Source organism: Wolbachia endosymbiont of Armadillidium arcangelii (genome assembly GCF_040207875.1).
Taxonomy (GTDB): domain Bacteria; phylum Pseudomonadota; class Alphaproteobacteria; order Rickettsiales; family Anaplasmataceae; genus Wolbachia.
The window spans coordinates 1,627,901-1,650,318 of sequence record NZ_CP157942.1 but is presented as its reverse complement, the minus strand read 5'-3'; the positions used below and the strand labels follow the sequence as shown (position 1 = coordinate 1,650,318).

General features: G+C 34.4%; 17 protein-coding genes, 1 tRNA gene and 4 pseudogenes. 10 read left to right on the top strand and 12 right to left on the bottom strand.

The genetic code is table 11. From position 1 onward, the window contains the following. Positions 1–218: 218 nt before the first annotated feature. Positions 219–509 (bottom strand): transposase, encoded by a 291-nt coding sequence (locus ABLO99_RS08325; protein WP_349967632.1) that lies wholly within the window; start codon positions 507–509, stop codon positions 219–221. Continuing rightward, on the bottom strand, positions 487–1,020 hold the full coding sequence (locus ABLO99_RS08320) for a hypothetical protein (RefSeq protein WP_349968532.1): 534 nt from the start codon (positions 1,018–1,020) through the stop codon (positions 487–489). The genes ABLO99_RS08325 and ABLO99_RS08320 overlap by 23 nt, the downstream gene beginning before the upstream one ends. Before the next feature lie 119 nt (positions 1,021–1,139). Between ABLO99_RS08320 and ABLO99_RS08315 the strand changes: the two genes are divergently transcribed. The 3 genes and pseudogenes from ABLO99_RS08315 to ABLO99_RS08305 all read left to right on the top strand — a co-directional run bounded on the left by ABLO99_RS08315 (position 1,140) and on the right by ABLO99_RS08305 (position 3,379). Further along, entirely contained in the window at positions 1,140–1,295 is a 156-nt protein-coding gene (locus tag ABLO99_RS08315) for a hypothetical protein (RefSeq protein WP_349967579.1), read from the top strand. A gap of 207 nt (positions 1,296–1,502) precedes the next feature. After that, a complete protein-coding gene (locus ABLO99_RS08310) occupies positions 1,503–2,219 on the top strand; it encodes a reverse transcriptase N-terminal domain-containing protein (protein WP_349967630.1) in 717 nt (238 codons plus the stop codon). Positions 2,220–2,275: 56 nt separating this feature from the next. After that, positions 2,276–3,379, top strand: a pseudogene (locus tag ABLO99_RS08305) (IS256 family transposase). 130 nt (positions 3,380–3,509) lie between these two features. On the opposite strand, the gene ABLO99_RS08300 reads toward ABLO99_RS08305, so the two are convergent. Next, positions 3,510–3,788 (bottom strand): hypothetical protein, encoded by a 279-nt coding sequence (locus ABLO99_RS08300; protein ID WP_047758790.1) that lies wholly within the window; start codon positions 3,786–3,788, stop codon positions 3,510–3,512. Here ABLO99_RS08300 and ABLO99_RS08295 point away from each other — a divergent pair. Then, positions 3,782–4,715 (top strand): annotated as a pseudogene (locus ABLO99_RS08295) (IS110 family transposase); the annotation flags it as partial. The gene ABLO99_RS08300 and the pseudogene ABLO99_RS08295 overlap by 7 nt on opposite strands. 349 nt (positions 4,716–5,064) lie before the next feature. Continuing rightward, positions 5,065–6,012: an IS110 family transposase gene (locus tag ABLO99_RS08290; protein WP_349967103.1), complete on the top strand. Its 948-nt coding sequence runs from the start codon at positions 5,065–5,067 to the stop codon at positions 6,010–6,012. A gap of 284 nt (positions 6,013–6,296) precedes the next feature. On the opposite strand, the gene ABLO99_RS08285 is transcribed toward ABLO99_RS08290, so the two are convergent. From ABLO99_RS08285 to ABLO99_RS08255, 7 genes are all read right to left on the bottom strand, one after another. Further along, positions 6,297–8,273, bottom strand: coding sequence for a type IV secretory system conjugative DNA transfer family protein (locus tag ABLO99_RS08285; protein ID WP_349967628.1), 1,977 nt, complete (start codon positions 8,271–8,273; stop codon positions 6,297–6,299). A 30-nt stretch (positions 8,274–8,303) separates the two neighbouring features. Beyond that, a complete protein-coding gene (virB11, locus tag ABLO99_RS08280) occupies positions 8,304–9,296 on the bottom strand; it encodes a P-type DNA transfer ATPase VirB11 (protein ID WP_047759307.1) in 993 nt (330 codons plus the stop codon). Between the two features lies 1 nt (position 9,297). Further along, positions 9,298–10,761, bottom strand: a complete 1,464-nt coding sequence (locus tag ABLO99_RS08275) for a TrbI/VirB10 family protein (RefSeq protein WP_349967625.1) — start codon at positions 10,759–10,761, stop codon at positions 9,298–9,300. Positions 10,762–10,777: 16 nt separating this feature from the next. Beyond that, the gene (virB9, locus tag ABLO99_RS08270) at positions 10,778–11,575 is read right to left on the bottom strand and encodes a P-type conjugative transfer protein VirB9 (protein WP_349968530.1); all 798 of its coding nucleotides are present in this window, start codon (positions 11,573–11,575) and stop codon (positions 10,778–10,780) included. Beyond that, the gene (locus tag ABLO99_RS08265; protein ID WP_047759309.1) at positions 11,562–12,242 is read right to left on the bottom strand and encodes a virB8 family protein; all 681 of its coding nucleotides are present in this window, start codon (positions 12,240–12,242) and stop codon (positions 11,562–11,564) included. Before ABLO99_RS08265 ends, virB9 begins: the two co-directional genes overlap by 14 nt. A gap of 72 nt (positions 12,243–12,314) precedes the next feature. Further along, positions 12,315–13,397 (bottom strand): GTP cyclohydrolase II, encoded by a 1,083-nt coding sequence (locus ABLO99_RS08260; protein ID WP_047759310.1) that lies wholly within the window; start codon positions 13,395–13,397, stop codon positions 12,315–12,317. 31 nt (positions 13,398–13,428) lie between these two features. Continuing rightward, positions 13,429–13,516, bottom strand: a tRNA-Leu gene (locus ABLO99_RS08255). A gap of 190 nt (positions 13,517–13,706) precedes the next feature. Here ABLO99_RS08255 and ABLO99_RS08250 point away from each other — a divergent pair. The 4 genes and pseudogenes from ABLO99_RS08250 (at position 13,707) to ABLO99_RS08235 (ending at position 19,320) form a co-directional block, all read left to right on the top strand. Then, positions 13,707–14,951 carry a metallophosphoesterase family protein gene (locus ABLO99_RS08250; RefSeq protein ID WP_349967623.1) on the top strand — a complete coding sequence of 415 codons (1,245 nt, stop codon included), beginning with the start codon at positions 13,707–13,709 and terminating at the stop codon, positions 14,949–14,951. Between the two features lie 797 nt (positions 14,952–15,748). Beyond that, positions 15,749–16,992, top strand: a pseudogene (locus ABLO99_RS08245) (IS110 family transposase); the annotation flags it as partial. A 43-nt stretch (positions 16,993–17,035) separates the two neighbouring features. After that, a pseudogene (locus ABLO99_RS08240) lies at positions 17,036–18,023 on the top strand (IS110 family transposase). A 349-nt stretch (positions 18,024–18,372) separates the two neighbouring features. Then, positions 18,373–19,320: an IS110 family transposase gene (locus ABLO99_RS08235; protein WP_349967103.1), complete on the top strand. Its 948-nt coding sequence runs from the start codon at positions 18,373–18,375 to the stop codon at positions 19,318–19,320. A 278-nt stretch (positions 19,321–19,598) separates the two neighbouring features. Here ABLO99_RS08235 and ABLO99_RS08230 read toward each other — a convergent pair whose 3' ends face one another. Beyond that, on the bottom strand, positions 19,599–20,975 hold the full coding sequence (locus tag ABLO99_RS08230; protein WP_349967621.1) for a malonyl-CoA decarboxylase: 1,377 nt from the start codon (positions 20,973–20,975) through the stop codon (positions 19,599–19,601). A 276-nt stretch (positions 20,976–21,251) separates the two neighbouring features. Between ABLO99_RS08230 and ABLO99_RS08225 the strand changes: the two genes are divergently transcribed. After that, the gene (locus tag ABLO99_RS08225) at positions 21,252–21,938 is read left to right on the top strand and encodes a TerC family protein (RefSeq protein ID WP_047759324.1); all 687 of its coding nucleotides are present in this window, start codon (positions 21,252–21,254) and stop codon (positions 21,936–21,938) included. A gap of 166 nt (positions 21,939–22,104) precedes the next feature. On the opposite strand, the gene ABLO99_RS08220 is transcribed toward ABLO99_RS08225, so the two are convergent. Continuing rightward, positions 22,105–22,347 (bottom strand): transposase, encoded by a 243-nt coding sequence (locus ABLO99_RS08220; RefSeq protein ID WP_047759204.1) that lies wholly within the window; start codon positions 22,345–22,347, stop codon positions 22,105–22,107. Positions 22,348–22,418 lie beyond the last annotated feature (71 nt).

The following is a 22,418-nucleotide window of genomic DNA, read 5'->3' as shown; positions in this document are numbered from 1 at the left end:
TTATATCATATACAATTTATAAAGCTTGCGCCTATCATAGGCTCTGTCTGCATATAATGCTTTTATAGCATGCTGAAATCAAGTCAGCAAGCACCGTAATGGTTGACCATTGCTATATTGTGCAGCTATAGCTTTTTTACTATTTATACTCAATATTACATCTTACCTGTTTATAACTGCGATACTTTCCTATTTTCCTTACTGTGACCAGGGTATTATTATAAATTTGTGCTGTCTATTGCAATTTCAATATCTTCCATATTGTTTTTATCAACTCTGCAATCATTGATCTTAATATTGAGCTTTTTAAACCTTCTTGAAGCCTGCGAATAGCTAATGACTGCTAAGCCCTTTCCTACTTGCTGCAAATATCCTTTTATAAACCCTACCGTTTGTCTTAAGCCAATTCTAAAGAGACTAGCGACTATATGCACTAAAATCACAACTTTATTACTATAAATATAATTTCCACCTCGCATTTTGGGGCTATTTTCGTACCAATTTTCCATTAATAAAATGAAAAATATTTCCTCTTTCTTGGAGAAATTTGTTATATTCATAGCAGTTGCTGACCTTCATTTTAGTTGGCATATTTTTCTTTCGTAGGTTAAATGCCTGTTTTATAGTGAATTTCGTCAGTAACTGCCAGTTCTTTTCTCTTGAGTGATGCAACAAAGCCCTATTGGATCTATTTTCTTCGATATTTTCTAATGTTATCCACGTAATCCGATGTATTCTCCATGACTTTATGGTTTTCTTGATCTTCTTCTTAGCTTTGTTGCAAATTGCTGGTAGAAATGAGACGAAATAATTCCTCATCTTATTCTTTGCTATTCTAGGTCTAAAAGTATAGCCCAGAAAATCAAAGCTCTGTGTAGGAAATTCTTCTCTCCTATCATCATCCTTACTGTACACAATGTGTGTCTTTTCAGGATGTAACTTCAGTTTACACTTAGCCAATCTTTCTTCGATCATTACTTTCATAAATTCTGCCTGCTTACGAGTTTTACAGTGTACTATCGCATCATCTACGTGCGACCTGAAGTTGCATTGTTGTGATGGTTAAATTCCATCTCCCCAGACATCAGGGGTAAAGCATGGCCCACATTCTGAGAGGTGGCAACTTTTGGGATGCAAGCATGGGACAAAAGGAGGTAACACCAAACCTTATGGTGAATCCCTTCGAGCAAAGCTGCATAAGGTTACGAAAGAAACCTATGTTAGAACTGTCGTTACGCGGAATATGCGAAAAAAGGTTGAACACGCATAGACCAAAATGGTATGAGATAATTTAAGGAATTAGAATAGTAGATGTCTAGTTTTGATGTTCTTAATCTTCGGTGGAGACTAAGTGCGGCGTGAAACAAGAATGTAGAACAGGGTAACCATCATATTTGCTCTCTTGAGAAGGTAGCCAAACCGCAAGCTTTATGATGGAAGGATTGTCTAAGAAGCTAATGCCTGAAATAATATTCAGGATATGCTGACGTAGACACTATAATTTGGAAGGTAAAGTTATAAGTAGTAGTAAATATGTTATGAACCAACAAAAAGTTAGGTATGAATGGAATGAAATTCCCTGGCGTAAGTTAGAGCAATCTTCATTTAAGCTGCAAAAACGAATTTACCAAGCTTCTAAATGTAATGATGTCAAAAGGATGCACAATCTTCAGAGACTATTACTCAAATCAACAAGTGCAAGGATGCTTGCTGTTAGAAGGGTAACTCAGGATAATAGAGGAAGAAAGACAGCAGGTATTGATGGAAAAGCTAGCCTTAAGCAAAAAGAAAGATTGCAATTAGCAAACTCTTTAAATATAAGGGAAAAAGCAAAACCATCAAGACGTGTTTGGATTCCAAAATCTGTTAAACCAACAGAATATCGTCCTCTTGGAATACCTACAATAGCAGATCGAGCAAAACAAACACTTGTAAAAATGGCTTTAGAACCTGAATGGGAGGCAAAATTTGAGCCTAACACTTATGGTTTTAGACCTGGTAGATCTTGTCACGATTCTATAAGAGCTATATTTGATGCACTAAAAAGAAAAATGGCATTTGTCTTGGATGCAGATATATCTGGATGCTTTGACAATATTGACCATAAGGTGTTATTGGAAAAGCTTCATACCACACCAACTATAGTAAAGATTATAAGAGGATGGTTAAAAGCTGGCATTATGGAAGGAAAAGTATTCCAATTTGGGAGTGTTAAATAAACTGTGTCAAACCAAGAAATAAAAATATAATTGATATAAAAAAACGGAGGTTTGACATGAGTCAAGTAAATAAAACTACCGGTTTGGTAGATTATAAAGAATTAGAAACCTGTCGTCTATACGAGAAGGAAGACCGCTAACAGGAAGAGATAACACCATTTATAAAAAAGCTGCTTGAGGCAAGTCTGGAAAGGTGAAATAGAACACCACTTGTCTGGTGAAAGCGAAGAAAATAATCGAAGAAATGGGAAAAACTTTACGTACAACTCATTTGAGTTGTTAACACCTAGAGACAGGGAAGGAAGCTTTGAACCCCAAATAGTTAGAAAAAGACAAACAACAGAACTTGAAGCAAAGGTCTTAAGCACATTTGCCAGTGGCATGGAGATATAGCGTCACATATTGAGGAAATTTACGATCATAAAATATCGGCGGCAGAGATATCAAGTATTACTGACAAACAGTAATCAACGAATGGCGTAGTCGTCCGCTGCAGTCTGTATATCCGATAGTTTTCATGGTTTTTTAAGGAGTTGTGTAAGTAAATGTATGTATAATATATTAGCAAAATGGCAGAAAAGAAGTTTTATTTAGCTGAAAGTGAAGTTCTGGTTGGGAGTACTAAATGATCTCAAAGAGAGAGGAGTGGAAGATATTCTAATTGCATGTGTAGATGGGCTAAAAAGCTTTCCTGCAGAAATAAACGGTGTGTTCCCTAATGCAGAATGTGTATAGTGCATCAGATACGTAACTCACTGAAGTATGTAGCTAGTAAAGAGTTTTTTGAGTGATTTAAAGAAAAGCTTCAAGTAAGGAAATTGCCGAGAATTATCTGTTGGAATTAGATGAAAAATGGGGCACAAAGTACCCTATAATCTTGGCAGAATAATTGGGAAAACCTATCTGGTTATTTTAAGTATTCCGACCCAGTTAGGAGGATAATCTATACTACTAATCCCATAGAGGGGCTACATAGGCAAATTAGGAAATTCACCAAAACCAAGGGCTCATTTACTAGCATAAATGCCTTGTATAAATAGGTATATTGTGCTATAAAGAAAGTGGAGGAGAAATGGACTATGCCTGTACATGATTGGGCATTGACTATATCTCAGCTCGACATTTTCTTTCCCAACAGATTGAAAATTGAGTTGAATTAAAAATGCAGTTTGACACAGTTTATTTAACACTCCCACAGATTAAAAATACATGAACTCTTGATCTTACATTTCATTTGCGATAGACAATAACTTTACGTTCTCATTAAAGTGTTACTTAACGAGAAGCTTTTTAAAATAGATAATCTGAACTGGATTGACCCTCAAAAAGAGTAAGACAGTATTCAAAATTATCATTATTATCTTCTAAACACTTTAGATACTTGTCAAGGTCTTGCCGATCTTTCTCACTTAAATTATCTGGATCTTTTAGATTATCTAAATCGCGTTCTGCTTTTTCTAATTCATACTTAATGCAGTAATCTTGGCATTTGTTTTCGCATGCTTTTTTGGATGGTGATCTACATTGACGTGTGCATATAAGATCGGGACTTTCTATTTTTTCTTTCATTCATAAGTAAAAAAGAAAAGCGTGAAACTAGGAAAAGGAGCTTTAAGAACGATGATCTTGGGTTTCAAGGTCTGCTGAGTTTTCTACAAAAGCATAATGTGGAAGAAGTAAAGGCATGCATGTGGTTGTTATAGCGAAGCTTTGGCTGAATTTCTGCACAATGCTGGACATTTTGTTAGTGTTGTAAATCCTTATTGTATTAAATCTTATACAAGGAGTAAGCTCGTAAGACAAAAGAATGATCAGACTGATGCAGAAATTATTGCTGATTATTGCCAAAGACAGGAACCAACTCGTTGGACACCACCTTCTTCTGAAATGAAAAAATTAAAACATCTTTATCGTTGCTCAGTTGCGTTAAAAGAATTAGTAAATAACCACCTAGAAAAAAAAGAGAGACTGCCTAAAGAAGTTGCAAATGCTTGGGAGGATCTTGCAACGAATATAGTTAAAAAAATAGAAATAATAAAAAACTCCATACGCAAACTATTAAAGCAGCACAAAGAATTGTTGGAAAATTTTCAGCTTCTATTGACTATTCCAGGAATAGGAGAGGAATCAGCAATAGCTATTTTAGCTGAAATCCCTGACATAAAAGCTTTTAGAGATGCCAGGCAATTGGCAGCATATACAGGAGTTATACCGAAAAATATAACATCAGGTTCATCTGTACATTCTAAACCAAGATTAAGTAAATCAGGTTACAAACATTACGTAAGGCCCTTTTCTTTCCTGCCATAGTAGCCAAGAATCACAATCCTATCATTGTGAGTTTTTGCCAAAGACTAAAGAAGAAGGGTAAGCATAATATGGCAATTGTGGGAGCGTAAGCTACTCCATATCATTTTCGGTATCCTGACATCCAAAAGTGCTTTTGATCCAAATCATATCAAGAATTACAGAACTAGGATGTTGACTGTAGTTTAAAATCAAAAAATGCTTCCAATCCATTCAACATATTCACTAACTGTAATCTGTGTACTGTTACACAATCAGAAGTATTTTTTGATTTTATGATACAGCTTGAGTAATTTTTTTGTTGACTAGCAAGACGGTTGTAAGTTGGAAATATGATATAAAAGAAGCAAGAAGGAAGGTAGCTCTATAAAAAAATATAGTTATCAAAGGCTTGAGCGACCGTAAGACGGTAGTATTACACATACGTAGATATCAAGGTACTCAAGCCTATCCTTCGAGACGTTTGAATAGTTGTTTGGGACATACATATGCACCTGTTTACAATCTTAAATTTTAACTTAAACTCTCGAGGTTCTTTATGGTTATATCTTATCAAAATTTTATTGGCATTGATATCGGAAAACTTGAATTTGTCATTGCAGTGAATGAACAAAAAAGTGTTATCAAGTTTGACAATAGTTGTTCTGGCTGGAAACAATTTTACCAAAAATTTTCAAATATCTTACCCAATTCCATGATAATTTTAGAAGCTACAGGAGGCTATGAGCTTGGCTTATTGTATTTTCTTATTGACAGAAACATTGCTGTGCATCGTGCTAATACTCGTCAAGTTAAAAACTTCATTCTATCTCATGGAACTTTGGCAAAGACTGACAATCTGGATGCAAAAGCGCTTGCCCAATATGGTGTTGAGCGTTGTGGACGTCTGCAGCTATTTACACCTATCTCAAAAGAACAAACCACCTTATTTACACTTTGTCAGCGTCGTGATGATATTACAAAAATGCTTGTTCAAGAAAAAAATAGGCTTAAAACTCCTGGAAATGATTACATTAAGGAAAGTTGTCAACAAACTATTGAATTCCTCAATAATCAGGTAGAAAAGCTTGATCAAGCTATACAAAAAATAGTCAATGAAAACCCTGAACTGAACCGATACCAGAAGATTCTTGAAACAGTTCCTGGAATAGGTAGAAAAACCTCTCAATGTTTATTGTGCCTTATACCGGAACTTGGTTCCTTAAACAAAAGGCAAGTTGCAAGCCTTGCAGGTGTTGCACCTCATCCTAAGGAAAGTGGTAAAGCTATTGGTTACCGAAGGATTATAGGTGGAAGAAGTAACGTTCGTTCAAAGCTTTTCACAGCTGCTATGGCTGCTAGAAACTCCAAGTCAGAACTTGCTGCTTTTTATTGTAAGCTTATTGATAGTGGTAAAAGAAAGATGGTAGCACTCACTGCACTTATGCGTAAAATTATAGTCATCGCCAATGCCAGACTTAAAGAAGCAATTAATTTGCATGTTTAGAAATTTACATGGCAATAATTAAAATTAGTTAATGAATATGTGCGTCCACACACACACTAAACGCACATATTCATTGGCTTAAGCAAGGTAGTAGCTGTTTGATATAAAATTCTATTCTTATACGACAAAATGGGGTTTTATTGCCCATATGAAGTTGCAAAATTACACAAATAAAAAATTTTTAAACATAGTTGATATCTTTCTTATTCCACTTTTCCTTAACTTGACGCCTATGCTTCTTTGAACGTTCCCTCTATTGTGCAGCTTCAACACTTCTCATGTCTCTACAGCACACCTTTATCATCAAACCCATCATCATCTTCTTCCTCGTCATCAAACTCATCCTCATCTTCTTCATCATCAAATCCATCACCACCTTCAAATTTATCACCAATACCTTCGTCCTCAAATTCATCGTTGACCTCTGGCTCATCGTATATTGCATCTTCAGTTTTAGCTTCAACAGGATAATCAGCAGCTTCAATAGCATTACTCTCTTCTTCATTACTAATCTTATCTTCGTTAGCAGCAGAAAAGACCTTATTCGGGTCATATGGCTCTTGTGTAGGCACACGTGTTGGTTTGAGCAGCCTTCTTGTGAATGTGCTGTCATTATAATATAAAATTTTCTTCGATTTAATTGGATAAGTTGATTCTATCAAAATTATCTGATCATCACGTGGCAACATAATAATTTCTTGAGGTAAGAGTAATGCCCTCTGTGTTTCAGAGATATGCAACGATCTTGATGCAGGATTCAAGTCTAAAAATTTAGGTTTATTTAATGATTCTTGTTGTACAGTTTTGTTTCCTATAAGCTGAGATATTAAATTAGCCGTTTCAATATTATTGGCTGCAAAAGTTACTCTATAGGTTGAGTTTGATAAAAAGGAGTTCATTCCTGCTTCTTCATATATTCCTTTGAGCTGTTCAGTATCTTGAACAATCAAAAACAACCTCACTCTGTAACCACGAAAATACGCAATGCCCGTTTGAAATTGCTCCATTTTTCCAAGCGTTGGAAACTCATCCATTAAAAATAATACGCCGTAAGGCTCGTCATCAGATGGCAATTTCCTACATAAAAATTCAGTTGCCTGTTGGTAAAAAACCTGCATTAAAGGCCTTAACCTAGTTAAATTGTCTGGAGTTAAGCCAACATAAACTGTAATTCTCTTCTTTTTAAAATCTAAAATATTAAAATCACTTGATGCAGTTGCAGTATCAATCAATGGGTTTGCCCATAATTCAAGAGATGAGTTCATGGTTGATACAACACCTGATCTTTCTTTGTCAGCTTTTTGTAAAAAAGCCGCAATGTTCATATACGCCACGGGGTGTATTATTTTACCCATTGTGTCCAAAACTACAGCAAGATTGTAAACTACGTCATCGCTACGCATTGTACGCACAACTTCACCAAAAGATTTAACTTTCTCTGGTGCAGCAAGTAAGTATAGTACCACTCCAACAAATAAGCTTCTTGCTTCGTTTTGCCAAAAATCTTGTTCAGGCATAATTAGGTTAGCTATTTTTTGCACATCATCAACCATCTGTCCAGGTTTTTCACTAATCCATTCCAGTGGATTATAACAATGGCTTACTCCATCTGGCTGCGCTGGATTCCATACATATACTTTTTGCCCTTGTCGTTCTCGCCAACCACTTGTTATTTCATAGTTTTCTAATTTTATGTCGTGCACAATTACCGAGTCAGTCCAAAATAATAAATTAGGAATCACAAAACCAACACCTTTACCAGAACCTGTAGGCGCAAAGAGCAATGCATGCTGAAACCCATCAGCAATAAAATATCCTCTCTTATCTTTACCGAGCAATATCCCTTTTTTGCTTCTTAATCCTGCTTTTCGTATGTCTTTCTCTGATGCCCACTGTGAATCTCCATGAAGTGATTCTTTCCTTTTAAATGGTCGCCACTCAATTAATCTTTCTCTCACATTCCATAAAATAATCATCAAAACAATGATAGGCAGTGCAGAAGATACAATTAATTTAATTTTGAGCTCAAGGCTATATAACTCTGGATGATGCCAGCAATATTGTATATGATCAAAAATTGTCGGCCAGAGAGCTTGAGGAAAAGGCGTCAAGCTAGGGTTAATTGCTCTAAAATCCACACTATCTGGACCGTCAACAAACAAGTAGAATAATATACCAGACAAATAGAAGCAAAATTCAAGTATGCTAAAAGATACCACACCTCCTATGAGAATATTGCGTAGGTGATTTCCATTACTCATAAACTACTTTTTCTTAACTTACGTATAAATTTAAGCATTTTCATTTGAAAATCTAGTAAATAATACCTCAGAAACGATTCTTCTGCCCCTACAAGTTCTTTTTAGCTGAATAACAGTATCGATTACATTTCTGATGTATGGTATGATCTGATCTGGGGGAATGCCAAGATTTGCTTGCATAACCATCAGTTTTATTTGCTCAAGGGCCATTGCTGGACTATCTGCATGAAGGGTTGATATTGATCCTGGGTGACCAGTGTTTATTGCTCTAAGAAAGCTAAAAGCTTCCGCTCCACGGAGCTCACCAACTATTATTCTATCTGGCCTTAAACGTAAACACGCCTCTATCAAATCCTGAGTGGTCACTTTTGCTCTGCCTTGCCCTCCTTTAGAAGCAATCAGATGCACTCTATTAGGGTGATCGTTCAAAACTATCTCCCTCGCATCTTCAACAGTAATGATTCTTTCTTCAGATGGAATAGCACGCAAAGTAGCATTAGTAAAAGTGGTCTTACCGGTAGAAGTTCCACCACTAATTATAATATTTTTCTTATTTATTACAGCACATTCTAAAAATTCTTTTATTTTCTTTTGTTTCAATAGCAAATTCAAATGACGATTCACTGGATCATCGATTACTTCTATAACAGCTTCAGAAAAAGCTCCCATCTTTTCATAATCATCCAATGATAATTGCATGCTAGAGGGCTTACGAATTGACATAACTACTTTGTCGGGCTCACATGCTGGTGGAAAGACTATCTGTATACGATAACCATTTGGTAATGTAGCTGAAAGTAGTGGTGCTTCTTCGCTAAGTTTTTGTTCTGTGGCTTGAGCAATCAGCCTGCCAAGAGACTTTAAGTGATTAAGATCAAATATTTCTAGCTTTTCGCATCTTATTTCACCACGATTTTCAATCCAGACTTCCTTAGGCTTATTTATTGATATTTCATTTACGCCTTCCTCTTGAAAGATGCCTTGCAATGGCTCCAAATATGTTTCAAGTGCAACATAGTTCATCTCAATTATTTAATATTGCCTGTGGAGGAAATACTATATCTTGGTTAACAAATACTTTCAATGCAGTGCCTTGATCAACATAAATAGTTGGTTTTTTATCTGTGTATCTGCTTACTATATTCCGCATATCTTTAGAAAAATCCTCGATTGATTTTCCAATTGCTTCATCATAGACAGACTTGCTCCCTTGTTTCCGCAATAATCCCTTTATATCTTCCAAAGTTATTTCATCAACCTTACTACTATCAATTGAGACCAAGCTTAGGTCTCTTACTACTTGCTTAAATGTCTCAACTAAGCTCTTTTCATTAAACGCATTCTTAATTTTCCTAATAGCTCCAAGCCCAAGTTTCCACTTATCATTCTTTGCATTTTCTTCATCTTCATTAGACATGCTCTTCTTACCAATAATATCCTTAAGGGAAGAGATATCTATTTCAGTTGCAGTGATGGATCTCACTGCGTCCATAGGAGTTAACGTATCAATAAGATTAGAGGCCTTTTGCCCTATAACAGCCGAACCAATTGAAACACCAGCAAGTGCCACTGAAGAGAATAATGCACTTACTATTTTATTATCAACTATTCCTGCTATCCCTGCTCTACCAAGCTCGTCAGTACTAAGTGATAAGATAGCAATATCTATTCCATGTGGCATAATCACTCTGTTCCAATTTATATTTACACGAGATTTAGCAACATTCGAGTCAAATGAATAACTACCTATCAATCTTGAGCCTTTAGGTATTAAAACTGTATCACCAGTTTCTGCATAAACATCTCTACTCACCATAGCACGCAGCATTCCTTGCAGATCAGAGTTTATTGCAGTTTCAAGAACAGCATCAATAATTTTACCTTGAGTAATCATTAAACCAAGCTTTCCTACTCTAGTAGCTTTGCTCGACTGCGCTGAAGTGTCGGATAAAATAGCATCAGCAGCCTTGTTCTCTCCACTACTACCTGAAATTATTAACATTTGTGCATTACGTCTTTCTCGAGGATAACCTACACCTCCTATTGTAGGGAACGAAGTAGGTAAATTACTAATAACATTGCTAGAAGGAAAATTTTGCTTTGGCAAAATAGGTATACTTGACACAGGAATTTCTTTTAGTTGCTCTTCTTTTTTAATTTGTTTTACTTCTGGTATAATTTGTGGAGTAGGAAGAGGAGGTAAGGGTGGCAAGGGATCAGTTATTATTCTTTCAGGAACCATTACATTATCTGGAACCTGCTCCAACTTTTCTTTTAATTCTTGAACGTTTTGCTTTATTTCCTCTTTTTTAACAACTCCTAAATCCTCTTTATGAGAAGGACTAAAATAGAAATAATACACTCCACCAGCCAGAAGCACTAAAACCATGATCATCAATGCCCTATGACCTTGATTAGAGCCAACCGTTACCACCTTATTCTCTATTTCTGATTCATCTTCTGAATTGTTACGCCTTTCTTTATTCATATTGCATGTACCACAGCTAAAGAGACCTATTTATAACTTCAACTTCACTACCTTCATAACGCATGAATAGCTTTTTATGCACTCCTTTTATTACAACATAATCATTAAATAACAGTCTTTTACAGGGTTTATCATTCTCTTCTATAAAAATCTGAGGAATTTTATTACTATTTCTAAACTTTAAATAGGTTAAATAACCATCATCAAATAACTCAATCGGAACTATATCTGCATTATTACCTTCATCAATATATGTATAATTGTATCTCGTATTATTTTCTTGTATTATTTTTTCTGAATTTTCTGTAGTATATTGCATTTGAGTAGGTAAAGAAACCTCATCTAAATCAACATCAAATTCATCTTCTTCTTGAGGATAATAAAAACGTATTACGTAAGATATATCCTTTTCAACGGAATAATCGCGATCCACTTTTTTAGCATCAGTATATGAATATTTATCGTAATTTGGTCTTGAAATTAGATCAAAAATGTAATTTCTTTTTTTAGTTGTTGTAATAATCATGTTAGTGCGACTACTGACTTCAAATGGCATGACAAGCAGTTTATTATCATAAGGGCTAATTTTCCAACTTGATGCATCACCAACGGCGATATTCTTGACTTTTTCCCCTTCTGCAAATTCAATATAAGAATAGTAACCTTGACTAAAAACTACCGTAAATACCTCATTAGGGCTATATACAAAAGTCTTTATTCTACTATCTACAGAAATAGGTTTATTATTAATAGATGCATTTAAACTGCCACTTATTAGTAAAGCTAAAACTAACAATATCCTACACATATTCATCATCTACTCTATATGAAATAACTTGAAACCCTAACGGGTTAATATATCTTTGCTGATCATTCATTTCAAGCGATGCATATTTATATGACATCACAACTATCTTATTTTTCCTTGAGGAATTTCCATCTTTTCGTGTAAATTCTATAGAAAACCTCACTTGAAGAGCATCATTACCTAATTTTTGAATTGAACGAATTTTCAACTCACCTTTAGCATCTGAATATAAATTAAAAAGGTCATTCATATTCTGCGATTTTATATAATTGCTAAATTCACTATATACATTAGGTGAAGAAAATAACCTTACCTTTGTATAATAATTATAATTATAATTATACGAGTCAAAAACCTCCCTTGCTTTTATATACTCTGAAATAAAATAATTGTTTAACACTTCATCCGCAGAATATTGTTTTACTGTAACAGGATCAACCAATTGCACTATTCCTGACTTTTTGTCAATTTCTATAACGAATGGCTCAATAGTGCTGCTTGTGCTAATTTTAAATATAGCTAATATGCTTACAGAAATTGCCACTAATAATATTAACGTAAACAAAAGTAGAATATTCCTTTGAGCAATAACTGTGCTGTAGCGATTTGAATTCCAATTTATATCCTTATCTAAGGATTCAGTATTTTTTTCTCGCTTAAAAAATCTTAGCATCTTAACATTCTTAAAAATCTTAACTTATATTAATGAGCATAGCAAATTAACAAAGTAATTATAACAAAAAAACTAAAAAACCCTTAATCCATGGCCTAGCCTACCAAATTTTGTTTCCATATATGAATCATTATATTCATTACGTTCCATAATAAGTGGTAGACACTTTGTAACCTCTATACCATTGTTTTTCAACTCCGATAACTTCCTACCGTTATTTGTAAGTAATTGGATCTTTTTGATGTCTAATTTCTTGAGTATTTCAACTGCAACAGCAAAGCTTCTTTCATCATCTTCAAAACCCAATACTCTATTTGCATCAACAGTATCAAGATTATGTCTTCTTTGCATACTGTACGCTCTTAACTTATTAGCTAAACCAATGCCTCTTCCATCTTGCATCAAATACAATATAATACCACTTCCAAAGTCAGCTATCATTTGAATTGCTTGATGTAACTGACTTCTACAATCGCATGATAAGCTATCTAACAAGTCACCCGTATAGCACGAAGAATGAATTCTCACTAATGGTTCGTCATCTTTATCTGGATTGCCAATGATAATTGCATGATGTTCTCTTCCGCCACTTTCGGTTCTATAAGATATGATATCTACTTCTTGAGTCTGTTTTAAAAATAATGATGTTTTGCACACTTCATATACATCCTGATTTTCTTGAAAATTATTTATGAATGACGTGTCCAGTGCAATAACGTCATTTTTCTCGCACCAATTTTGCATTTCATGGTTATTCTCAAAAGTCATATCAGCCACTAATGCGTATGGCAATAATTCTGAGAATTTAAGCAAGGCAATAGCACATTCATCTATTGTCTTTGAGCATTGCAACTCTTTTATGCAATCTTCCTTTGAACAGTTTATTAAATAGAGCAGTTCATCAAAATTATTCACCAACAGACGTTTGCTGTTATGTTCTTTATTTTGAGATATGTATTTTACCTTACTTGAAGTTAAAGTAACATATACATTACTTGATATAAGCTTGTATTGATTAAATAAATCTCTTTCTAAAGCCTCAACAGCAGCAAACAATAGGTAATTACTTTCATCATATATTACAATTGGCCGGCCACTTCTAATTTCGCTGATAGCTCTTTCTACCTTATTGCTATTCCGATTTTCTATAAACATTTTTACTCATATTAAACAGCGATAAAAAAACTGGTGCGGCCGAGAAGACTTGAACTTCCAAGGCCTTATGAGCCACAGCGACCTCAACGCTGCGTGTCTACCAATTCCACCACGGCCGCACTATATTCTATTTTTTATATAATTATTTTAAGTTACTTAATCATTTTAGAATTTTTCATCTAGAGTGTCAATCTGATACTAGAATAATTTAGAAATTACCTATATAATTTGATTATGAATTTTGTGATTATAAGTTTTAATCATTTAAGATAACCTTACTACTAATTTTTAACTTAGGCTTTTATACAAATGAATATAGCTAATATCTTTATTTTTTTAGCTCTCTCTCTTGTAACTAGTTTTCATTTCGTCCATGCACAAATATTATACACATGGTCTCAAGTTATCCCAGAAAATAAATTAAGCATACGTGCAATTACAGACAATGACATGTGTCCTATTGCTTACGTCGATGGCAAGGAAATAGAAATGCTGAATCGCAGCTCAATTAACAATGGTAATCACAACGAAACAGTCTGTGAGCTGACAGTACAAACAAGTGTCAAAAACATTAGTATTGAGGATCTACAAGTTCCTATATTACCAGAAAAGGTTAATAAAATTGCTTTTATTGGTGATACAGGTTGTAGAATAAATATGTTATTTCAGCAGGAATGTAATTCGGTAGATAGCTGGCCTTTAAAAAAAAATTTAGATTCTATTGCCCTTCATAAACCAGATTTAATTATCCATGTTGGTGATTATCATTATAGACAAACAAAATGTAGAAATACAAAAAAGTGTGGCGATATTTATGGATATAATAAAGAAGTCTGGTACGCTGATTGGTTTGAGCCTGCAAAAGATATTTCAACACAATCTCCTTTTCTTTTTGTTCGTGGAAATCATGAGAGTTGTAATAGAGCTTATGAAGGATGGTTCAGATACTTAGATTCATACCCTTTTTCCCCTAAAAAATGTGAAGATCTTGTTTCTAGTTGGTCTTTAGATGCTGGACCGATTACATTTTTTATTTTTGATTCTTCATCCGGTGAAGACATTTTTACAACCCGAAGCACAATTGATGCTTTTGAGAGACAATTTGATAAATTGATACAAGATAAGCCCACGTGGTTTTTAACTCATAAACCGCTTTGGAGATCTCCAAAAAAAGAATTTTTGGCATTAAAAAGCCATGGTAATCTTACACAAATTGAAGCTTTTGGAGATAAATTTCCAAGCAATGTTACTACCATAATTTCTGGTCACATTCATATAGCCCAGATTTTATTAATGGATAATGTGCCAGACCAGATTATAGCTGGAAACGGTGGTGCATTATTACACGCTCAAGATCAAGAACCTGTTTATCAAAATGTAGAATTTGACTATCCAAACGGTAGAAATTACTTAGCACACGAGGTTAGAAACTTTTTCGGCTTTGGCTTTGCAATATTAAGTTTAGATGATCACAAATTTACTTTCTATAATCAAGATAATAAGGAAATGTATTCTGCAAACCTAATGAAAGACTTTAAACTTAAAACAAATTAAAGTTAGGACTGACCTGTTAATTTATTGTTAGCGATTACACTTTCAAAATGATAAGACTCTATCTTATAATAGAACTTTGTGGTATGCTACTATGACTCGTATTATACTTTGAATTGTCCATATAACCTGTTTTTAGCAATCGATTAATTAGTTGAATAAAACGCTCATCTTAGAAATTTTCACTCAGTATTTCCAACAACACGGTATGATCGATTAAATTATACATGTACTGAGCTCTCCTTCGATAAATCACTTGTACTGACCTTACCCCAAATTATAGCTTTTACGAATAATGAACCACTCGATTACCTCTTGTATCTTGTAAAAAGCATCTAATGTTTTAAGCTTAAGCATTAGGTGGAGGAGGGAAGAACTCTGTTTCTCCTCTTAGATATAAAATCTATAAGAAAGATAAGAGTTCCCTCCTCAAAAGTATAGGCTGGACGGTATCGTAGAAAGACCTAAATGGCTCTAATTCTGTATCCACAAGGTTAGCATCGGACAGATACAAAACCTGTCAAACCAGAAAGAAACTCCTATTTTCTACTTTTTTGAATATAATTTTACGGAGAAGCGCTTCTGCAGTTATAGCCGAGTAGGCAATGGTGCCTTAGTGCTCGTAGGTTAGCATGGTTTTGGAAGGAAAATCACTGATGGAGTCTTTGAGACTACCTCGATTAGAAGAGCGTATAATTCAACCGTTCCAAGCTGAAGTGCTTTTCAATTATTATATGATGGAGGTTAGAAATGGCAAAAACAAAAAGTAAATTAGAGGTCTGATGCGGCAGGAATAGATATCTGTGCATTATGTATGTGTACCAGAAGGAAGAGATAAACAGAATATACAAAAATTCTGCTGCTTCACAGAAGATCTTTATAACTTAGCAAAGTGGTTAAAGAGGTGCAAAGTTACTACAATAGCCATGGAATCAACAGGAGTGTATTGGATCCCCTTGTTTCAAGTACTTGAATCATATGGATTTGAAGTAAAATTAGTAAACGCAAAATATGTTAAGAATGTGCCTGGAAGAAAATCTGATGATTGCCAGTGGTTACAACAACTGCATAGCTATGGACTGCATTTAGACCAGATAATCAAATTTGTGTATTACGCAGCTACGCTAGACAACGAGATAACCTAATAAAAAGTGCAGCAGCACACATTCAACGTATGCAAAAAGCGTTAATTCAAATGAGCATTCAATTGCATAAGGTGATAAGCGATATAACAGGAGTTACTGGCATGCAAATTATTAAAGCAATACTTGAGGGTGAAAGAAATCCAGAAAAATTAGCTGAATTAAGAGATGGACGAATAAAAAATGATAAATCTACCATTGCAAAAGCATTAACTATAGAGAGGAACACCTGTTTACACTAAAACAAGAGTTTGAGCTATACAATATTTATCAGGAAAAAATAGCAGAATGTGATAGAAGTATTGAAGGATATTATAAAACATTTGAGACAAAGTCAGGTGGGAACAAGCTATGTAATAAAATAAAGCGTAAGTCTACAAAACATAGGCCAAATTTTGCTATACACGAAGAACTGCATAGAATTACAGGTAGGGAAAAGTTCCAGGACTTGATGTAGTAACCATACAAACAATAATTTCAGAAACTGGCATAAACCCTAATAGATGGCGGACAGAAAAACACTTTTCATCGTGGTTAGCCCTGCCAATAAAATTACAGGAGAAAAAGTGTTTAGCACAAGAACGCGTAAAGTCATTAATCGTGCTGCAAATGCATTTCGAATAGCTGCTCACTGTGTATCAAGAAGCAACAGCGGAATAGGTGCGTACTGTAGAAGAATAAAGAGACGACTAGGTGCACCAAAAGCAATCACGGCTACCGCAAGAAAACTAGCATGCATTTTTTATAGTATGCTAAAGTATGGGTAAGAATATGTTGAAAAAGGAATGAACTATTATGAAACACGTTACAAAGAGAGAGTTAAAAAAAACTTGATCAAAAAAGCACAGGAATTTGGCTACATCTTAGTTCAAAAAGATGAACTGGTTGAGGGAGTTTCTTAGAAGGCTTACTTTTCGTTTTAAATGGTAACGTATGGGGTTATATATGATCAACAACTTTCTTGGAATTGATGTATCAAAAGATCGCTTTGATGTTTTTCTTTCATTCATAAGTAAAAAAGAAAAGCGTGAAACTAGGAAAAGGAGCTTTAAGAACGATGATCTTGGGTTTCAAGGTCTGCTGAGTTTTCTACAAAAGCATAATGTGGAAGAAGTAAAGGCATGCATGTGGTTGTTATAGCGAAGCTTTGGCTGAATTTCTGCACAATGCTGGACATTTTGTTAGTGTTGTAAATCCTTATTGTATTAAATCTTATACAAGGAGTAAGCTCGTAAGACAAAAGAATGATCAGACTGATGCAGAAATTATTGCTGATTATTGCCAAAGACAGGAACCAACTCGTTGGACACCACCTTCTTCTGAAATGAAAAAATTAAAACATCTTTATCGTTGCTCAGTTGCGTTAAAAGAATTAGTAAATAACCACCTAGAAAAAAAAGAGAGACTGCCTAAAGAAGTTGCAAATGCTTGGGAGGATCTTGCAACGAATATAGTTAAAAAAATAGAAATAATAAAAAACTCCATACGCAAACTATTAAAGCAGCACAAAGAATTGTTGGAAAATTTTCAGCTTCTATTGACTATTCCAGGAATAGGAGAGGAATCAGCAATAGCTATTTTAGCTGAAATCCCTGACATAAAAGCTTTTAGAGATGCCAGGCAATTGGCAGCATATACAGGAGTTATACCGAAAAATATAACATCAGGTTCATCTGTACATTCTAAACCAAGATTAAGTAAATCAGGTTACAAACATTACGTAAGGCCCTTTTCTTTCCTGCCATAGTAGCCAAGAATCACAATCCTATCATTGTGAGTTTTTGCCAAAGACTAAAGAAGAAGGGTAAGCATAATATGGCAATTGTGGGAGCGTAAGCTACTCCATATCATTTTCGGTATCCTGACATCCAAAAGTGCTTTTGATCCAAATCATATCAAGAATTACAGAACTAGGATGTTGACTGTAGTTTAAAATCAAAAAATGCTTCCAATCCATTCAACATATTCACTAACTGTAATCTGTGTACTGTTACACAATCAGAAGTATTTTTTGATTTTATGATACAGCTTGAGTAATTTTTTTGTTGACTAGCAAGACGGTTGTAAGTTGGAAATATGATATAAAAGAAGCAAGAAGGAAGGTAGCTCTATAAAAAAATATAGTTATCAAAGGCTTGAGCGACCGTAAGACGGTAGTATTACACATACGTAGATATCAAGGTACTCAAGCCTATCCTTCGAGACGTTTGAATAGTTGTTTGGGACATACATATGCACCTGTTTACAATCTTAAATTTTAACTTAAACTCTCGAGGTTCTTTATGGTTATATCTTATCAAAATTTTATTGGCATTGATATCGGAAAACTTGAATTTGTCATTGCAGTGAATGAACAAAAAAGTGTTATCAAGTTTGACAATAGTTGTTCTGGCTGGAAACAATTTTACCAAAAATTTTCAAATATCTTACCCAATTCCATGATAATTTTAGAAGCTACAGGAGGCTATGAGCTTGGCTTATTGTATTTTCTTATTGACAGAAACATTGCTGTGCATCGTGCTAATACTCGTCAAGTTAAAAACTTCATTCTATCTCATGGAACTTTGGCAAAGACTGACAATCTGGATGCAAAAGCGCTTGCCCAATATGGTGTTGAGCGTTGTGGACGTCTGCAGCTATTTACACCTATCTCAAAAGAACAAACCACCTTATTTACACTTTGTCAGCGTCGTGATGATATTACAAAAATGCTTGTTCAAGAAAAAAATAGGCTTAAAACTCCTGGAAATGATTACATTAAGGAAAGTTGTCAACAAACTATTGAATTCCTCAATAATCAGGTAGAAAAGCTTGATCAAGCTATACAAAAAATAGTCAATGAAAACCCTGAACTGAACCGATACCAGAAGATTCTTGAAACAGTTCCTGGAATAGGTAGAAAAACCTCTCAATGTTTATTGTGCCTTATACCGGAACTTGGTTCCTTAAACAAAAGGCAAGTTGCAAGCCTTGCAGGTGTTGCACCTCATCCTAAGGAAAGTGGTAAAGCTATTGGTTACCGAAGGATTATAGGTGGAAGAAGTAACGTTCGTTCAAAGCTTTTCACAGCTGCTATGGCTGCTAGAAACTCCAAGTCAGAACTTGCTGCTTTTTATTGTAAGCTTATTGATAGTGGTAAAAGAAAGATGGTAGCACTCACTGCACTTATGCGTAAAATTATAGTCATCGCCAATGCCAGACTTAAAGAAGCAATTAATTTGCATGTTTAGAAATTTACATGGCAATAATTAAAATTAGTTAATGAATATGTGCGTCCACACACACACTAAACGCACATATTCATTGGCTTAAGCAAGGTAGTAGCTGTTTGATATAAAATTCTATTCTTATACGACAAAATGGGGTTTTATTGCCCATATGAAGTTGCAAAATTACACAAATAAAAAATTTTTAAACATAGTTGATATCTTTCTTATTCCACTTTTCCTTAACTTGACGCCTATGCTTTTTTTGAACATTCTCATATACTTTTAAGCATTATTATAAATTATCCCTTCAATAGAGAAGAAACCTGCTTTGAGCAAGAGATCGCTTTATTAATCATATAATTCTCATGATTGTTATTTATTTTAGGCAATTCATACAGATAATTCACCATCATCCCGACTGACTGACTAATGCCTTTTTCAGAAGTATCTGCCATCCAGTTGAGTTGTTTGATTGATGCACCATTGCTTAAATGAAAGTGTGCCACCGGATCATAAGCACCGCCACTACTGCTTTTAACCTTTAGCAAATAGTGTGCACAAAGTTTCAGTAGACACTGTTTTTCGCATTCAACGTTAGTTTTTATGCTTTCTAAAATTTCTTCACCTGATTGTTTTATATTAAGCTTACCTAATAAAGCTACATCTTGATTTTTCAGCCATTTCGTAAAGCCAGGTATTGGAGAAAGAGTTGCGTACGCTCTTATGCTTTTAAATTCCTGCGATAGCTTTTCTACAACCCTTTTGATTAAGAAATTACCAAGACTAATTCCAGATAACCCTGCTTGAGTATTTGATATTGAATAGAATATAGCAGTGCTTGCACTACTTGGATCGCTTGAAGGTACTGATTCATCTAAAAGGTGTTGAATGCTATCTGCAATCTTATTCACCAATGCAACCTCTACAAAAATTAGAGGTTCGTTTGGTATCTTGTAATGAAAAAAAGCAAAACAGAGATGATCAGAATCCAGCCTATTTTTTAAGTCACCCCAAGAAGAAATTTCATGCACAGCTTCATATTTTATAAGTTTTTCTAGCAATGATGCAGGTGAATCCCAGGTGATTTGACGAAGATCAAGTAGATCAACATCAACCCAAGTATAGAGTATATTTTTTAATTCGTTCTCTAGTGGATCCAAACTTCTATATTGGTTCTTTAGCTTAAGCACATCAGAACGCATATCAACAATAAACTTGAGGCCTTCTGGTAAAGAAATAAATTGCTTTAATATTTTAGAACGTGATGATTCAAGAGTTTTTATTAAATCCTGTTCAAATTTATAGTTTAACTCGGGATTTTGATTTTCTTTGTATTCTTTTATTTTCTCATCTATTTCTTCTTTATGTAGACTAAATTTTTCTGCCAGGGTTTGTAAAAATTTTATTTTACCTTTCTCTGATAAACTCAAGTAAAGATTACCAAGAGATACAGTGTTCTTACGTGCTGAGACTTCTCCTCCCTTTGGGTTTAAGCATTCGTTCATCTTCAAGACTAAACTATCGATATCGCGACTACTACTTAAATCAGGGCTAATATTGCCAACCCATGACCTTACAGCATCTGCTACTTCACCTAATATTTTAAAAAAGCCTTTTACTGTTTTCTTATCTTCAACTTTCACTATATCAGTTTTTGCTAATGATTCTTTTGCCATAGGTTCCTCTTAACTGTGTATCTATCTTAAATTAAAAAAAATATTAGTCTACATAGCAAGCATATACTTTCATGGTACAATTATCTTAGAATCTGCTTAAAATTTTCGTAAAAAGAGTTAGATTTTCAATCTTATTACTCTTCTTAAAAAAACACTTTTATTATAAAAATGCCCTTTTCCCTTTTTCTGGGCAAGGTTGATTTCTAATTACCTGAGCGAAGTTACTTAATTTTTACACATCTATTGTAAAGTACAAAGGCTGACTTTGGAATGAAAATGCTAGCCGATACTTGGACTTTATTGATACTTACGCTACTTGAAACTATACTTGGTATAGACAATTTAATCTTTATTTCTCTAGCAATAGATAAGGTGCCAAATCTGCTGAGAGAAAGAGCGCGCCTTATAGGTTTTAGCCTAGCGCTATTGATGCGTTTTGTAATACTATTTTTTACATCATATATATTATCAATGCAAAAACCTATATTTCACGCCGTATCACTGGATATCTCAGTAAAGGATTTACTTATGATTGCAGGAGGGTTATTCCTTATTGTTAAAAGCTCTATGGAGTTATGGAGCGACATTTTTGTACATAAGGAGAACAAAACAAAGGCGAACGTTAAATCACAATTTTTTTTAGTTGTGCTACAAATTATATTAATAGATTTAGTTTTTTCGGTTGATTCAATATTAACTGCCATAGCATTAACTCACAATATGATAATTATTGCTATAGCATTTACATTTTCCATATTAGCAATGCTATTTTCATCAAGTTATACCGCTCAGTTAATAAAATCAAACCCAAGCTTAAAAGTAATTGCCATTCTATTTATTTTACTCGTCGGTGTATATCTAACACTTGAAGGGCTTCACATAGAACTACCAAAAGCATATTTGTATTCTTCATTTATGTTTGCATTGCTTGTGGAAGTTATAGGTAGCGTAAAGAAAACGTAGCAGACCTCTTTCAAAACTATTTTACACGAAGCAAAAATCTAATCAGCGCGTGACGCACATCTGTATGAACATTGTCTAGCAGGAAGGTGTCATCCCAGTGTCTAGACACACAATCGTACAAACATTATCTGTAGGATGCCAGTGTGTGACACTGGCATCTACCGTCTTAAACATCAAGATAAAAATTATTATTTTTTATCATAGCATTTAAACAAATGATGATTTTTCTCATTACAGCAACTTTAGCGGCTTTGCCAGAGTCAACTAAACGCTGGTAAAATACTTTCATTTTTTTATTATGATGCATTGCAACCACAGCAGACATGTATAATGCTTTTCGAGCATAAAATCTGCCACCTATGATTTGAGCTTTGCTTATTTTCCTTCCGATTTCGTTGGTTTTTGGCAACTAAACAAGCTATTTCCTTATTATCTAACCTACCAAGTTCAGGTACCTCTATGAGTAGGATACTTGCGGTC